Origin of the sequence: Rhodoplanes sp., assembly GCF_013377085.1 — a bacterium.
In the GTDB taxonomy this organism is placed as follows: domain Bacteria; phylum Pseudomonadota; class Alphaproteobacteria; order Rhizobiales; family Xanthobacteraceae; genus Rhodoplanes.
In genome coordinates this window covers 100,020-114,281 of the sequence record NZ_JACAAX010000014.1, presented here as the reverse complement: position 1 = coordinate 114,281, position 14,262 = coordinate 100,020, and the positions used below count along the sequence as shown (strand labels likewise).

The following is a 14,262-nucleotide window of genomic DNA, read 5'->3' as shown; positions in this document are numbered from 1 at the left end:
AGTCAGAAGCTACGGTTTTGACAGATCAAAGTTCGTTCTAGTAATCGCACCAGTGCCACGGCGTGTGTGTGCTGTGCCCTGCGTCCCCTGATCGAAACCCCGACATATCGGGAGGGTGGCGATGAGCCGTCGAGCACAGCCGGTCCGAAAGTCTGCCGCGAACGACGACGCTGCCGTCGACACCTCCGGATCACGGGGCGGCCTCTACGTGGTCGGCATCGGTGCCTCGGCCGGCGGGCTCGAGGCCCTTCGCCCCTTCGTCGCCGCCCTGCCGACCTCCTCCAATTTGTGCTTCGTGGTCGCGCAGCATCTGTCGCCGCAGCATCGCAGCATGATGGTCGAGCTGCTCGGCCGCGAGACCAAGATCCCGGTGCTCGGCATCAACAACGGCGTCACGGTCAAGCCGAACACCATCTACATCGCGCCCCCCAACAGCGACGTGTTCTATCGCGCCGGCAAGCTGGTGCTGCGCACGCCGCTGGAGACGATCGGGCCGAAGCCGTCGATCGACCACTTCTTCACCAGCCTGGCGGGCGGGCTCGGTGCCCGGGCCATCGCCATCGTGCTGTCGGGCACCGGCTCGGACGGCGCCAACGGTCTGCGCGCCGTGAAGGCGCATGGCGGGATCACCTTCGCGCAGGAGCCCGCCTCCGCCAAGTACGAGAGCATGCCGCGCGCCGCCATGACGGTCGGCGGCGCCGACCTGGTGCTGCCGCCCAAGGAGATCGCCGGCAAGCTCGCCGTGATCGCCCAGGGGCACGACCTCCATCTCGGGCTCGCCGAGAAGAGCGACGACGGCGGCGGCACGTTCCAGACCATCATCCGCTTCATTCGCCACCACACCGGGATCGACTTCAGCAAGTACAAGGAGGCGACGCTGCGCCGCCAGATCGCGCGGCGCATGTCGGCGCTGCAGATCGGCGCGCTGAAGGAGTACATCGGCTACATCGAGGTGCATCGCGACGAGCTCGACATCCTCACCAAGAATTTCCTGATCTCGGTGACGTCGTTCTTCCGCGACAAGGAGTCGTTCGCGACGCTGGGCAAGACGCTCGACAAGATCATCAAGGAGAAGCGCGCCGGCGAGGCGCTGCGCGTCTGGGTTCCGGGCTGCGCCACCGGCGAGGAGGCCTACTCGATCGCACTGCTGCTCGCCAGCAAGCCGCAGGCCCGCATCGGCTCGTTGCGGGTGCAGATCTTCGGCACCGACATCGACGCGCTGGCCACCGCCCATGCGCGCCGCGGCGAGTATGCCGAGAGCAGCGTCATCAATCTCAACGCCGCCATGCTGCACAACCACTTCTCCAACAGCGGGCGACTGTTCCGGATCGACAAGGCGGTGCGCGACATGGTGGTGTTCTCGCGCCACGACGTGGTGCAGGACCCACCGTTCAAGAACATGGACCTGATCAGCTGCCGCAACATGCTGATCTATTTCAAGCCGACCCTGCAGGAGCACATCTTCAAGCTGTTCCACTACGCGCTGCGGCCGGGCGGCCATCTTTTTCTCGGCAAGTCGGAATCGCTCGGGAGCTGCAAGTCGCTGTTCACCACGGTCGACTCGCGCCACAAGCTGTTCCGCCGCCGCAACGTCTCGATCCGCCCCTATTACGTGCCGCGCGTCGAGGGTGTGCTGCCGACGCCCGATCTCGGCGTACCGGCGCGCCGCCCCTCCGAGCCGCCCGACCAGGACTTCGGCCGCATCGGCCGCGACCTCCTGGTCGACCGCTACGGGCCGGCCAGCATCCTGATCTCGCAGGAGGGCGAGCCGCTGCACTTCTACGGCGACGTCAGCCGCTTCGTCCGCCTCGGCAGCGGCAGCGGCAAGGTCGACGTCAACCTGATGACCATCATCGATCCGTCGCTGCGCGGCGAGCTGCGCGTGCTGATGCACCGCTGCAATCGCGACCACGCCTCGCATCACGGCCAGGTCCACACCGATCCGAAGACCGGCGGCGGCGTGCGCATGTCGATCCACGCGGTCGACCGCACCCGCAGCGACGAGCGCCTCTACCTCGTCTCCTTCGAGGAGCGCGATCCGGTTCCGCAGCCGACCTCGATCGTCGCGCCCGAACGCTTCGACGACGCGACCGTGCAGCAGATCGCCGCACTCGAGCAGGAGCTCAAGGCCACCAAGGAGAACCTGCAGACCGTCGTCGAGGAGCTCGAGACCTCGAACGAGGAGCTGCAGTCGACCAACGAGGAGCTGCAGGCCTCCAACGAGGAGCTGCAGGCCTCCAACGAGGAGCTGGAGACCGCCAACGAGGAGCTGCAGGCCACCAACGAGGAGCTCACCACGGTCAACGACGAGCTGTCGGTGAAGACCGGCGACCTCGCCGAGGCCAACAGCGAGCTCGAAGGCATCATGACGAACTCGGCGGAGGGGATCGTGCTGATCGATCCGACCTTCCACGTCGTGCGCAGCAACGAGAAGGCGGCGCGGATCCTGCGCCTTTCGGCCGACGTCGATCGCCACCATCTGCTCGATCTCGCCACCTTCGTCGGCGCCCCGACGATCCGGCCCGCCATCGACGCGACGCTGAAGACCGGCAGCAACCATGCCGAGGAGCTGCAGATCCAGGACCGCCTCTACCTGATGCAGGTCTCGGCGCACCGCATCGAGAAGCGCATCCGCGGCGCCATCCTGACGCTCTCCGACATCACCGAGCTGCGCACCGCGCAGCGGATCGCCGCCGAGGAGGGCCAGCGCGCCCGTACCCTGATCGAGACCTCGACGGACGGCATCGTCATCGCCGACCGGCAGGGCCTGGTGCATGTCTGTAACCCGGCCGCCTGCGCCATCCTCGATTCGCCGGAGAGCAGCATCCTGGGTCGCCCGGCCCGGGGCCTGTTTCTGGGCGGCGACGCCAACACGGAATCGCTGGTCGACCATCTGCTCGGGGGTGAGCAGCCAGACCGGCCGAAGCGCTCGGAGATCGCCGTCACGCGGCGCGGGCGCACCCGCCATTTCGATGCCGTGCTGAGCGAGTTCACGCTCTCCGGCGCGCCCTATCGGGCGGCGACGCTGCGCGAGATCACCGAGCTGCACGACGCCCGCGAATCGCTCGCCCACGCCAAGAAGGTCGCCGAGCAGTCGAACCGCGCCAAGACCGAGTTCCTCACCCGGATGAGCCACGAGCTGCGCACGCCGCTCAACGCCATCGTCGGTTTCTCGGACGCGATCCTCTCGGAGATTCACGGCCGGCTGCCGCACGACCGCTATCTCTCCTATGTGCACGACATCCACACCTCGGGCGTGCATCTGCTCGGCCTGATCAACGACGTGTTCGACATCGCCAAGGTCGAGGCCGGCGTACTGCGGCTGCACGAGGTGCCGGTCGATCTCGTCAAGCTGGTCTCCGGCGCCGTCAGCTTCGTCGGCCCGATGGCCGCCAAGGCCGGCGTCACCGTGGTGTTCGACTTCGAGGCGAGCGCCGTCTGCCTGCGGGCGGACGAGCTGCGCGTCCGCCAGGTGCTGCTCAACCTGCTCTCCAACGCCATCAAGTTCTCGCACCGCGGCGGCAAGATCCGGGTGACGGTGCGCTCGCTCGACAGCAGCGGCGTCGTCGTCGAGGTCGCCGACCAGGGCATCGGCATCGAGGCGCAGACGATCGAGAAGATCGGCACCGAGCCGGTCACCTCCGGCTTCGTGCGCGGCGGCGAGAAGGAGGGCAGCGGCCTCGGCCTGCCGGTCAGCATGGCGCTGATGAAGGCGCTGGGCGGCGCGCTGACCATCGACAGCACGCGCGGCAAGGGCACCACCGTGTCGATGCGATTCCCGGCCGACCGGGTGCTGCCGTCCGAGGCCCTGACGGACGCACCGAGCGACGGCCGCCCCGACGGCGGCATCCTGGCCGCACCGGCCGCACCGCAGTCCGCCAACGGCCACGGCAAGGCACCCGCGGCCCCGGCATCATCCGCGGCCCCTCGCCCGCGCGCCCGCCGCGGCACACGGCGCGAGGCCTGACGAAACCGATCCGACGAGTGTCCCTATAAGGCGATACGGACACGCGAGGCGTTCATCCGGGGCATCGGCGAAACCGGGCGCGAACGCCCGAAATCACGCGGTCGCACCCGAGCGGACGAGCTTGTAGACGATCGAGTCCATCAGGGCCTGGAACGAGGCGTCGATGATATTGGGCGAGACGCCGACCGTCGTCCAGGTGTCACCGGTTTCGTCGTCCCGGCTCTCGATCAGCACGCGGGTCACCGCCTCGGTACCGCCGTTGAGGATGCGCACGCGGTAGTCGGTCAGGCTCAGGCCCTTGATGTAGTCCTGGTACTTGCCGAGATCCTTGCGCAGCGCGAGGTCGAGCGCGTGCACCGGGCCGATGCCCTCGGCGGCCGAGATCAGCGGGCCGCCGTCGCCGACCTTGACCTTGACGACTGCGACTGTGGCGGTGACGCGCTCGCCCTTGGCATTGATGCGGTGCTCGACATTGACGTCGAACTTCAGCACCTGGACGTAGTCCGGCACGTCGCCGAGCTCGCGTCGCGCCAAGAGCTCGAACGAGGCCGGCGCCGACTCGTAGGCGTAGCCGACCGCCTCGCGCTCCTTGACGACCTCGAGCAGCCGGGTGATGCGCGCATCGTCCTTGTCGACCACGATGCCGACGCGGGCGAGCTCGGCCAGCACGTTGGAGCGGCCGCCCTGGTCCGACACCAGCACATCGCGGCGATTGCCGACCGATTCCGGGCGGACGTGCTCGTAGGTCGCCGGATCCTTGAGGATGGCGGAGGCGTGGATGCCCGCCTTGGTGACGAAGGCGCTCGGCCCGACATAGGGCGCGTGCCGGTCGGGCGCGCGGTTGAGCATCTCGTCGAGTTTTCGCGACACCCGGGTCAGGCTCGCCAGCGCGGCGTCGGAAACGCCGATGTCGAAGCGCTCGGAGAACTCGCGCTTGAGCTTGAGGGTCGGGATCAGCGACATCAGATTGGCGTTGCCGCAGCGCTCGCCGAGCCCGTTCAGCGTGCCCTGGATCTGGCGCACGCCGGCCCGCACGGCGGCGAGCGAGTTGGCGACGCCGTGCTCCGTGTCGTTGTGGGCATGGATACCGAGCCTTTCGCCCGGCACCCGCTCGACGACCGCGGCGACGATGCGCTCGACCTCGTTGGGCAGCGTGCCGCCATTGGTGTCGCACAGCACCACCCAGCGGGCGCCCTCCTCGTAGGCCGCCGCGGCGCAGGCGAGCGCGTAGTCGGGATTGGCCTTGTAGCCGTCGAAGAAGTGCTCGCAGTCGACCAGCACCTCGCGGCCGCGGGCCCTGGCGGCGCGCACGCTGTCGCGCAGCGACGCGAGGCTCTCCTCCAGCGTCGTCTCCAGCGCGACGCGGACATGATAGTCCCACGACTTGGCGACGAAGCAGATCGCGTCCGCGTGCGCGTCGAGCAGCATCGCAAGGCCTGGATCGTTGGAGGCCGAGCGGCCCGGCCGCCTGGTCATGCCGAAGGCCGTGAAGATCGCGCCGACGTGACGGTCCTCGGCGAACAGCTCGGTGTCGAGCGGGTTGGCGCCCGGATAGCCGCCCTCGATGTAATCGATGCCGAGTTCGGCCAGCATGCGCGCGATCGCCAGCTTGTCGGCCAGCGTGAAGTCGACGCCGTTGGTCTGCGCGCCGTCGCGCAGCGTGGTGTCGAACAAATAGAGGCGTTCCGTCATGCGAGGCCCCGAAGGCTGAACACGATCCATCAAAGATGGCGGCGGGCAAAATTCCCGGGCGCTCACCAATATTGCAAGTACTTCAGAACGACGGCGACGCCGCCGACGAGCACCAAAATCTTGATCACGATGTAATAAATCCAGTGGCGCGGAAATGGCGTGTCGGGGCGCTTCATGGCGATGCCTTCCCGGCCAGCGGTTTTTCCATGGTGGTGGTGGCGAGCCATTCGCCGCCGCGCAGCACCGTGTTGCGCCGCTGCGGAACGAAGCCGCGCTTCTCGAAGAAGCCGCGCGCATTGTCGCTCGCGTCGGTCGTCAGCGTCTTGGCGCCGCGCGCGCCCGCGAGCTTCTCCAGCGCGTCGCACAGCATCGCACCAGCGCCGAGCCCGGCGACGCCGGGATGCATATAGAGCAAATCGATGGTCTCGCCGCCCGTGAGCGTCCCGAAGCCGACCGGCGTGCCGTTCAGCGTGACCACCAGCGACAGTGCCCCGGCGAGCCGTGCCCCGAACGCCGCCTCGTCGTCGGCCGCCGCCGACCAGGCATCCTGCTGGGCCTCGCTGTAGTCCTCGGCCGCGAGCTCCAGTATGCTGGCGCGAAAAATCTCGACGAGCAGCGGCGTGTCGTCCGGCACGACCGGCCGCAGGGCGAAGCGGGGATGCGCCGTCGCCATCACGTTCCCTCCGCCCGGCCGGACGGAGCCGCCGCGGGCCGCAGCGGCCGCTTCGGCGCACTGCGGATCTCGGTCTCGATGATCGACAGGACGCCGTCGAGATTGGCCGCGATGTCGTCGCCGCGGAACAGCAGCACCCGGTAGCCGTGGCAGAAGAACCACTGGTCGCGCGCGGCGTCGCGCGCGATGCCGGTTGTCGCCACGTCGTCGACTTCGACGACGATCGGCACCGTGTCGCACACGAAGGTCGCCCGGTACGGCCCGACCGACACGTCGCGCCGGAACTTGGCGCTGCCGAACTTCTTCCCGCGCAGCGCCCGCCACAGCCGGCGCTCGCTCTCGCTCATCTCGCGGTCCTGCTCGTCGGTCATCTCGCCACACTCCAGGTGGTGCCGTCCTTGGAATCCTTCAGCACGACGCCGAGCGCCAGCAGCTCGTCGCGGATGCGGTCGGATTCGGCGAAGTTCTTGGCCTGCCGCGCAGCGATGCGGGCGGCGACGCGCGCCTCGATCTCGGCGGCGGGTATCGGCGGCGCCGGCTCGTGCTCCGCCTCCCAGGCCTTCAGCGCGTCGGCCCGGAAGCCGAAAAAGGCGAGCGTGCCGGCCAGCGCCCGGCGGCCGGCGGCGTTCTTCAGCCCATGCATGGCGGCGAGCGCCATCGGCGTGTTGAGGTCGTCGGCGAGCGCGTCGAGCACGGCCGGCGCCGGCCGCGGCTCGGCGTCGGCGGAGGCGGCGTCGAAGAAACTGCCGAGCGCCTTGTGGGCCTCCTCGAGGCCCTTGAGGGTCCAGTTGATCGGCTGGCGGTAGTGGGTCGACAGCATGGCGAGGCGGGCGACGTCGCCCGGCCAGTCCTTCAGCACCTCGCGAATCGTGACGAAGTTGCCGAGCGACTTCGACATCTTCTCGCCTTCGACCTGCAGGAAGCCGTTGTGCATCCAGGTCGCCGCCATCACGGTCGTGCCGAAGGCGCAGCACGACTGGGCGATCTCGTTCTCGTGGTGCGGGAAGACGAGGTCGATGCCGCCGCCGTGGATGTCGAAGGTCTCGCCGAGATGCTTCCAGCTCATCGCCGAGCACTCGATGTGCCAGCCCGGCCGCCCCTCGGCCGAAATGCCGCTGGGCGACGGCCAGCCCGGCTCGCCGGGCTTCGACGGCTTCCACAGCACGAAGTCCATGGCGTCGCGCTTGTAGGGCGCCACATCCACCCGGGCGCCGGCGATCATCTCGTCGAGCGGGCGCTTGGACAGCTTGCCGTAGTCCGGCATCGACGGCACGCTGAACAGCACGTGGTCCTCGGCCACATAGGCGTGGCCAGAGGCGACCAGGCGCTCGATGATGGCGCGCATCTCGGCGACGTGCTCGGTCGCCCGCGGCTCGACGGTCGGCGGCAGACAGCCGAGCGCCGCCACGTCGGCCTTGAACTCGGCGTAGGTCTGCTCGGTCAGCTCGCGAATCGAGACGCCGCGCTCGGCCGCCCGCGCATTGATCTTGTCGTCGACGTCGGTGATGTTGCGGACATAGGTGACATGGTCCGCCCCGTAGACGTGGCGCAGCAGCCGAAACAGCACGTCGAAGACGATGACGGGCCGCGCATTGCCGATATGGGCGAAGTCGTAGACGGTCGGTCCGCACACATACATGCGCACCCGCGCCGGATTGAGCGGGACGAAGGGCCGCTTCTCGCGGGCCAGCGTATCGTAAAGCCTGAGTTCCATCGCCTCGTCTCTTTCGGACGCAAAGATGCCGTGGGCCCGCGCTGGCCCGGCGTCTGTTTGTCGAGAAAGAGGACAAGACGGCCGTAGCCAGCGGGAGCCGCTAGCGAATAATACCCCGGCAAATGCCGATCTGGGTGTGGTGGCCGTTCATGGGGCCGCACAATGGTCAAGGGCGCCCGTCCCGTCAAGTGCGGCGGACCCCGCCTCCCCGCCGCCCAGGAAGTTAACGCGCCCTTAACGGATCCCACGGCATTTTAGCCGGGCGTCCGGTGCGATCGGTCTTGCCGTCCGCCCCGCCGGGGACGCCGTTGCCCTTCTACCGATCGAGCATGCCGATGCGGTCCCTGTTCACGGTCACGGTGGTGGCCAGCCTTCTCGCCGGCCTCTCGGCAGCTCAGGCCGAGAAGCGCATCTTCATCCTCAACAACAATCCCGACGCCTACGGCATCGACCGCTGCCTCGCCAGCGGCGAGCGCTGCGGCAACGCGATGGCGACGGCGCTGTGCAAGCAGCACGACTTCAAGCAGGCCGTGTCCTTCCGCAAGGTCGACCGCGACGACATCACGGGCGCGGTCCCGGCCAAGGGCACGGCATGCCGCGGCGCCTCGTGCGACGACTTCGTCGCCATCGAGTGCACCCGCTGAGCGGCTGAGCTCCGACAGCCGAGTCGATAGCGTCGGTCATTCCGGGGCGCTGCGAAGCAGCGAGCCTGGAATCCATAAACACATACAGCGGTTATGGATTCCGGACGGTCTGGCTGCGCCCGCCGTCCGGAATGACGGGCCATGTCGGCCCACCCTCCGCTTGCACGCCTCTCCCCGTTCCGCCACTCTCGGACACCCTGTTCCGGCCCGCCTGGTCCGGTGCCCGCCGCCGGTCTCCACCCCCGCCCCCGGAGCCGCCATGACGCTCTACTCGTTCTTCCGCTCGTCGGCCGCATTCCGGGTGCGCATCGCCCTGAACCTCAAGGGCCTGCCGTTCGAGACCGTCCCGATCGACCTGTTGGCGAAAGGCGACGGCGAGCAGTTTTCCGGCGCCTTCCGGGCCGTGAACCCGCAGATGCGGGTGCCGGCCCTGAAGCTGCCCTCGAGCGACGTGCTGCTGCAGTCGCTCGCCATCATCGACTATCTGGACGAGGTCTATCCGGAGCCGCCGCTGCTGCCGGGCGATCCGCTCGCCCGCGCAAAGGTGCGGGCCGTCACCTTGATCATCGCGGCCGACATCCACCCACTCAACAATATCGGCCCTTTGCGCTACCTGAAGCGGACGCTGGGCCACGACCAAAGCGAGATCGACGCCTGGTCGGCGCACTGGATCGGCGCCGGCTTCGAGGCGGTGGAGCGGCTGATCGACCCGGGCCCCTACGCCTTCGGCGCGGCGGTGACGCTCGCCGATGTCTGCCTGGTGCCGCAGCTCGCCAACGCCCGGCGGATCAGCATGCCGCTCGAGCGATTCCCGAAGATCCTCGCCGTGGAGAGCGCCTGCCTGGCCCTGCCGGCCTTCGCCGAGGCCCGCCCCGAGGTGCAGCCCGACGCCCCCGGCTGAGGGCGGGCCCGGCCCGTGCGGCGGGCCCGATCCACACTTTGGACACCATTCCGGCGCTCTGGTTTGCACATTATAAGGGCCGTTCGACGGCTGCGGGCACGAGGGCGGAATGGTCACAGGGGCAGGCTGGCGGCGCCGGCTGGGGATGGGGGTCGTGCTGCTGGCGGCAAGCGCCGGCGCCGCGCTCGCGCAAGGCTATCCGCAACCAGCCTATCCGCAGCCGCAGCAGGGCGCCCCCCAGCAACAGGGCTATCCGTCCCAACCCGGCTACGGGCAGAACCCGGTCTGCGTCCGGCTGGAGAATCAGCTCGGCCTGATCAACCGCGGCGGCGACCCGACCCGCAACGACCAGGCCCGGCGCTACGAGGAGGCGGTCACCCGCCAGACCGCCGACCTCGACCGGATGATCGCCCAAGCCCGCCGGCTCGGCTGCGAGAGCAACGCGCTGTTCTCGCTGTTCAGCAACCAGCCGGCCGAGTGCCGTCCGCTCAATTCCCAGATCCAGGAGACGCGCGACCGGGTCAGCCGCGCCCAGGCCGACCTGCAGCGCCTGCAGGGCGGCGGCGAGCTCGAGGGCCAGAAGCAGGCCGTCATCGCGGCGCTCGCCCAGAACAATTGCGGGGCGCAATACCAGGCGGCGGCGACCCAGAATCGCGGCCTGTTCGGTGGTCTGTTCGGCAACAACCCGGCCCTGCCCTCACCGGACGGGATGCAGGCCTCGACATTCCGAACGCTGTGCGTGCGCACCTGCGACGGCTACTACTTCCCGATCTCGTTCCAGACCAACCAGTCGCGATTCATCGACGACGAGCAGGCCTGCCAGCGCCTGTGCCCGGCCGCCGAGGTGCAGCTCTACACCCATCGCAATCCCGGCGAGGAGGTCGGCCAGGCCGTGTCGCTGCAGGGGCAGCCGTATCGCAGCCTTTCGACCGCCTTCAAGTATCGCCAGTCGCTCGATCCCGCCTGCACGTGCCGCAAGCCGGGCCAGAGCTGGGCCGACGCGCTCGGTGTCCAGAAGGACCTGACCATCGAGCGCGGCGACATCGTCGTCACCGAGGAGCGCTCCAAGGCGATGGCGCAGCCTCGTACCGACGCGCAGGGTCGCCCGATCCGCACCGACCGCAAGCCCGGGACGGCCGCGCCGGCCGGTACGGCCGCACCCGCCGGCGCCACACCCGCCCCGGCCGCCGACGCCGCCGCCGGCACCCAGATGCGCACCGTCGGCCCGACCTTCGTGCCCAGCCAGGGGCGGTGAGCCGGGGTCTCCAGAGTTCGGCCCGCCTTCCCAACGAACGTGATCTCCGCCGTGGGTTCGTCGCCGCGAGAGCGCAAAGGCGCCGAGGTGACGGGAACGACCTCGCGGCAACGTCCTCCGCGAAAGAGAGGCGCGCGCACCCGCCTTCGCCGGGAAGCGTCTTGCCGGTCCACGCGCCCTCGGGCGCGCCGGATCGGGCCGAAGCCCGGACCCGGCTTCCTTTCCCTCCCGTCACGATGGTCGTTCGATCTCAGGTGACCGGCCGACCCTCGGACGACACCGCGGGTCCGGCGGCACGGCGGGAGCCGAGCCGATGCAACACCGTGAAGAAGGGCGGCACGAACAGCACCGCGAGGAGCGTTGACGCGAGCATGCCGCTGACCACGGCGACGCCGAGCGACACGCGGGCGCCGGCTCCGGCCCCTGACGCGAAGACCAGGGGCAGCATGCCGAAGATGAAGGCGAACGACGTCATGAGGATCGGGCGGAAGCGAAGGCGCGCCGCTTCGACGGCCGCCGCCGCCGGCTCCATGCCTCCGGCGCACTTCTCGCGGGCATACTCCACGATCAAGATGGCGTTCTTGGCCGCGAGCGCGACGAGAAGGACGATGCCGATCTGGGTGTAGAGATCGTTCGGCAGGCCCGTGATCTGCAGAGCCGTCACCGTGCCGAGCAGCGTGAGCGGCACCGCGAGGATGACGGCCAGCGGCTGCAGCCAGCTCTCGTATTGCCCCGCCAGCACGAAATAGACGAGCAGCAATGCGACGGAGAACACGTAATAGATCTGATTGCCCACCACGGCTTCCTGATAGGACATCCCGGTCCAGGCCGTTCCCATGGACGGCGGCAGCGATTTCGCGGCGATTTCGCTCACGAGCGCCATCGACTCTCCGGAACTGAATCCGGCCGCCGGACTGCCGACCACAGTCGCGGCGGGATAAAGATTATAGAGCGTGATCAATGGGGGGCCCACCTCGTCGGCGATACGCGCCACCGTGCCCAGAGGCACCATCTGGCCGCCCGCCCCCTTGACCTTCAGCTTCAGCACATCGTCCGGCAGCAGACGAAACGCGGCATCGGCCTGCACATAGACCTGGAAGACGTTGTTGAATTTCGTGAACTGGTTGACGTAGCTGGACCCGAAATAGGATTCCAGCGCCGAGAACACCTGGCCCACCGAGAGCCCCAGCGTCTCGGCCTTGACCCTGTCGACCACCAGCCGAAGCTGCTTCACCTTGCTCTTGAACGTGGAGGCGACGTGGGCGAGGCCCGTCTGGGTCGCGGCGTTGGCGGCGAGCTGCTCGGCGGCGTTCTGAAGCGCGATGAAATCGGAGCTGCCGTCCTTCATCTCCACCATCATGGTGAAGCCGCTGCTGTTGCCGACTCCCTGGATCGGCGGCGGCATCAGGATCTGCGCCGTCGCGGTGTCGATCCCTTCGAGAGCGGCGCGCAGCTTCGCCGTGATGCTCTCGATGCTCAGCTCCTTGTACTTGCGCTTGCTCCAGTCCTCGAGCACCACGTAGAGCATGCCGGTGTTGTAGAGCGTGGAGTTGTTGTCGAGCGGCGAAATTCCCGAAACCCCGATCGCACTTTCGACGCCAGGCGTCCGCCGGACCAGATCCACGGCCTGCGCCACGGCCTTCTCGGTGCGCGACGCGGAGGCGGCGTCCGGCAGGTTCACGGCGATCACCAGATAGCCCTGGTCCTCGCTCGGCAGAAAGCCCGTGGGTACCGACGAGAGGCCGTAGAAGGACAGGCCGATCAAAGCGAGCCCCGCCACCGTCGTCGGAATGGCGAACGCCACCAGACGGCCGACCAGCGCCGCATAGACGTCCTCGCAGCGCCCATAGACGGCGTTGAACGCCCGGTAGAAGGCGTTGCGCTGCTCGGGCGGCACCGACTTGCGCAGCCACAGCGCGCATTGCGTGGGTTTCAGCGTCACCGCGTTGACGGCCGAGATGAGGGCCGTGGCGGCGATGACGAGGGCGAACTGCTGATACATCTTGCCGGTCAACCCCGGCAGGGTCGCGGCCGGCAGGAACACCGCCATCAGCACCAGGGTGATGCCGATGATGGGGCCGAACAGCTCCGACATCGCCTTGACGGCCGCCTCGCGGCTGGACAGCCCCTCGTCCATGTGTCGCGCCACGCCCTCGACGATGACGATCGCATCGTCGACGACGATGCCGATGGCGAGCACCAGCGCGAACAGGCTCGTCGTGTTGATCGTGTAGCCGAGCAGCGCCATGGCTGCGAACGCGCCGATGATGGTGACCGGAACCGTGGTCGCCGGCACCAGCATGGCTCGCCAGTCCTGGAGGAAGATCAGGATGACGGCCAGCACCAGCACGGCGGCGATGAGGAGGGTTTCATAGACCTCGTCGATGGAGGCGGTGACGAACTTGGTGCTGTCGAAGGAGACCTTGTAGTCGAGACCGGCCGGGAAGGATTTCGCCAGCTTCTTCATCTTGGCGTCGACGCTCTCGGCGACCGTCAGCGCATTGGCGCCGGAGAGTTGCGAGATGGCGATGGCCGCCGACGGCTTGCCATCGAGAGTCGCGGTGTGGCCATAGGAGGCGGCCCCGAGCTCCACGCGGCCGATGTCGCGGATGCGGACGATCCTGCCGCCCCCCTCGTGGATCACCTTGACGACGATGTTCCCGAAATCCTTGGCATCGTCGAAGCGCCCGGTGACATTGAGCACGTACTGGAAGTTCACCTGGGAGGGCGTCGGCGGAGCGCCGACGAGGCCGGCCGTGACCTCGGTGCTCTGCTGCTGGATGGCCGAGGTCACATCGGTCGGAGTGAGGCCGTAGGCCTGCATCCGATTGGGATCGAGCCAGATGCGCATGGCGTAGGAGCCGGACCCCAGCACCGAGACGTCGCCTACTCCGGGCAGGCGTGCCAGCTCGTTCTCCAGGTTGATCTTCGCGTAATTGGCCAGAAACAGATTGTCGTAGCGGCTGTCCGCCGAATACAGGTTCACGAACTGGAGGATCGCCGTCGACTTCTTCTTGACGTCGAGCCCCTGCGTGGAGACGGCGCTCGGCAATTGGGCGGTGGCCAGCGAGACGCGATTCTGCACCAGCACCTGGGCCATGTCGGGATCGGTGCCGATGTCGAAGGTGACGACCAGGCTGTAGCTGCCGTCGCTGGCGCTGGTCGACTGCATGTAGATCATGCCCTCGACGCCGTTGACCTCCTGCTCGATGGGAAGCGCCACCGTGTCCATCACGGTGCGGGCGCTGGCGCCGGGGTAGGTCGCCGTCACCGAGACGGTGGGGGGCACCACGTCGGGATATTGCGAGACCGGCAGCGACATCTGGGCCAGCGCGCCGACCAGGACGATGAGAAACGCCAGCGTGTTGGACAGCACGGGCCGTTCGATGAAGAAGCGCGAGAACATGGCACAGCCT

9 protein-coding genes are annotated in these 14,262 nt (G+C 68.2%); 4 read left to right on the top strand and 5 right to left on the bottom strand.

Translation table 11 applies throughout. From position 1 onward, the window contains the following. Nucleotides 1–121: 121 nt before the first annotated feature. On the top strand, nt 122–3,967 hold the full coding sequence (locus HXX10_RS12400; protein WP_296522559.1) for a chemotaxis protein CheB: 3,846 nt from the start codon (nt 122–124) through the stop codon (nt 3,965–3,967). Between the two features lie 93 nt (nt 3,968–4,060). On the opposite strand, the gene cimA is transcribed toward HXX10_RS12400, so the two are convergent. The 4 genes from cimA to cysS form a co-directional block, all read right to left on the bottom strand. Then, nucleotides 4,061–5,659, bottom strand: coding sequence for a citramalate synthase (cimA, locus tag HXX10_RS12395; RefSeq protein ID WP_296522558.1), 1,599 nt, complete (start codon nt 5,657–5,659; stop codon nt 4,061–4,063). Between the two features lie 172 nt (nt 5,660–5,831). Next, entirely contained in the window at nt 5,832–6,332 is a 501-nt protein-coding gene (locus HXX10_RS12390) for a GNAT family N-acetyltransferase (protein ID WP_296522557.1), read from the bottom strand. After that, the gene (locus HXX10_RS12385; RefSeq protein ID WP_296522556.1) at nt 6,332–6,703 is read right to left on the bottom strand and encodes an endonuclease domain-containing protein; all 372 of its coding nucleotides are present in this window, start codon (nt 6,701–6,703) and stop codon (nt 6,332–6,334) included. The genes HXX10_RS12390 and HXX10_RS12385 overlap by 1 nt, the downstream gene beginning before the upstream one ends. Continuing rightward, nucleotides 6,700–8,046 (bottom strand): cysteine--tRNA ligase, encoded by a 1,347-nt coding sequence (gene cysS / locus HXX10_RS12380; RefSeq protein WP_296522555.1) that lies wholly within the window; start codon nt 8,044–8,046, stop codon nt 6,700–6,702. The genes HXX10_RS12385 and cysS overlap by 4 nt, the downstream gene beginning before the upstream one ends. 335 nt (nt 8,047–8,381) lie before the next feature. Between cysS and HXX10_RS12375 the strand changes: the two genes are divergently transcribed. The 3 genes from HXX10_RS12375 (at nt 8,382) to HXX10_RS12365 (ending at nt 10,846) form a co-directional block, all read left to right on the top strand. After that, entirely contained in the window at nt 8,382–8,690 is a 309-nt protein-coding gene (locus tag HXX10_RS12375) for a hypothetical protein (RefSeq protein WP_296522554.1), read from the top strand. A 259-nt stretch (nt 8,691–8,949) separates the two neighbouring features. Then, nucleotides 8,950–9,591 carry a maleylacetoacetate isomerase gene (gene maiA / locus HXX10_RS12370; protein ID WP_296522553.1) on the top strand — a complete coding sequence of 214 codons (642 nt, stop codon included), beginning with the start codon at nt 8,950–8,952 and terminating at the stop codon, nt 9,589–9,591. Nucleotides 9,592–9,700: 109 nt separating this feature from the next. Then, nucleotides 9,701–10,846 (top strand): DUF2865 domain-containing protein, encoded by a 1,146-nt coding sequence (locus HXX10_RS12365; protein WP_296522552.1) that lies wholly within the window; start codon nt 9,701–9,703, stop codon nt 10,844–10,846. Nucleotides 10,847–11,096: 250 nt separating this feature from the next. On the opposite strand, the gene HXX10_RS12360 is transcribed toward HXX10_RS12365, so the two are convergent. After that, a complete protein-coding gene (locus tag HXX10_RS12360) occupies nt 11,097–14,252 on the bottom strand; it encodes an efflux RND transporter permease subunit (RefSeq protein WP_296522550.1) in 3,156 nt (1,051 codons plus the stop codon). Between the last annotated feature and the right edge of the window lie 10 nt (nt 14,253–14,262).

Bases quoted from the DNA above. Each gene is read 5' to 3' on its own strand.
- HXX10_RS12400 (WP_296522559.1), top strand. From the start codon at position 122: ATGAGCCGTCGAGCACAGCCGGTCCGAAAGTCTGCCGCGAACGACGAC.
- cimA (WP_296522558.1), bottom strand. From the start codon at position 5,659: ATGACGGAACGCCTCTATTTGTTCGACACCACGCTGCGCGACGGCGCG.
- HXX10_RS12390 (WP_296522557.1), bottom strand. From the start codon at position 6,332: ATGGCGACGGCGCATCCCCGCTTCGCCCTGCGGCCGGTCGTGCCGGAC.
- HXX10_RS12385 (WP_296522556.1), bottom strand. From the start codon at position 6,703: ATGACCGACGAGCAGGACCGCGAGATGAGCGAGAGCGAGCGCCGGCTG.
- cysS (WP_296522555.1), bottom strand. From the start codon at position 8,046: ATGGAACTCAGGCTTTACGATACGCTGGCCCGCGAGAAGCGGCCCTTC.
- HXX10_RS12375 (WP_296522554.1), top strand. From the start codon at position 8,382: ATGCGGTCCCTGTTCACGGTCACGGTGGTGGCCAGCCTTCTCGCCGGC.
- maiA (WP_296522553.1), top strand. From the start codon at position 8,950: ATGACGCTCTACTCGTTCTTCCGCTCGTCGGCCGCATTCCGGGTGCGC.
- HXX10_RS12365 (WP_296522552.1), top strand. From the start codon at position 9,701: ATGGTCACAGGGGCAGGCTGGCGGCGCCGGCTGGGGATGGGGGTCGTG.
- HXX10_RS12360 (WP_296522550.1), bottom strand. From the start codon at position 14,252: ATGTTCTCGCGCTTCTTCATCGAACGGCCCGTGCTGTCCAACACGCTG.